This is a genomic window from Apibacter mensalis (assembly GCF_001418685.1).
In the GTDB taxonomy this organism is placed as follows: domain Bacteria; phylum Bacteroidota; class Bacteroidia; order Flavobacteriales; family Weeksellaceae; genus Apibacter; species Apibacter mensalis.
The window spans coordinates 128424-129501 of record NZ_LIVM01000008.1; the positions used below are offsets into that span (position 1 = coordinate 128424).

1 protein-coding gene is annotated in these 1078 nt (G+C 41.7%); it reads right to left on the reverse strand.

Annotated features, from left to right (window positions below; all coding sequences use genetic code 11):
- Positions 1-206: 206 nt before the first annotated feature.
- Positions 207-1013, reverse strand: a complete 807-nt coding sequence (locus tag ASC36_RS07085; RefSeq protein WP_055425795.1) for an ankyrin repeat domain-containing protein — start codon at positions 1011-1013, stop codon at positions 207-209.
- Positions 1014-1078: the final 65 nt, after the last annotated feature.

The following is a 1078-nucleotide window of genomic DNA, read 5'->3' on the forward strand; positions in this document are numbered from 1 at the left end:
TGTATCTCCCTTATAGATGGCGAGTGCCATCGGAAGTTTTTCCGGCTCAAAGCAGTAGTCCGGGGTATAAAGGCGGCGGTTTTTGTCGCGTATGGGGTCTAAACAGGAGGATAGGATATTCATTATTATTAGGATTAGTATTAAGGGAGGTAATAAGTTTTTGGTCGACATAGTGGATTGGTTTTATTTTTCATGGAATTATTCCTTTAATTTTTTAAGGGTTGCCCCGTTATGGTTTTTCCTGCTGACAAGGAGTCTTGTACTCTTCTCGTATAGTATTTATCATCTTCCATGCCCGGTAATTCTCTGATCTCAAGGGGAAGCTCTTGGTATCTTGCGATTTCATTTTCCATGCCTTTTTTTGTTTGTTCGGTAACCGGAAAATGGATGTGGTACTCTTTAATTAAACGAGCCTTTACGGATTCCAATTCTTTCCTCGCCTTTTCTGTTCCTCGGAAATTTTCCAACTCGTCTTGCACGGAATACGCCAAACTATTTCCATACGCATCCACGGAAGTAGGATCCGAGCCTTTATCCAGAAAATAATGAATCAACTTAAATTGTCGTCCCAAAAGAGCTATTTGTGCTGCATTTTCACAACTTCCGTATTCTTTATAATTCGCATCGGCTCCGTATTTAAACAGCAAATCAAGATATTCCTGCATGTTTTTATGGGACATCGCTACATTCAAAGGCAATAAGCCTACAGGGGTGTTAGGGGTTGCTCCATTTTCCAATAAGAGTTTGGTAAGCTTCAAGTTTCCTCGTCCTACGGCAAACGAGATATTGGTTGTTTTTGCCGCGGGTTTGCCTTCGGATATATCTAACGTTATTTTATTCGGATCGGCTCCCAGGCTCAATAATTTTTTCACCATGCCCACATCTTCCATCAAACAGGCATAAAATAAATACCGAAAGCCGCTCTTGCTGCTCATTGCATTGATATCTGTTTTTTGTTCTTTTACTATTCGTTCTACTTCGCGTGTATCTCCCTTATAGATGGCGAGTGCCATCGGAAGTTTTTCCGGCTCAAAGCAGTAGTCCGGGGTATAAAGGCGGCGGTTTTTGTCGCGTATGG

Excerpts from the sequence above, each read along its gene's own strand:
- ASC36_RS07085 (WP_055425795.1), bottom strand. The coding sequence starts at position 1,013 with ATGGCACTCGCCATCTATAAGGGAGATACACGCGAAGTAGAACGAATA.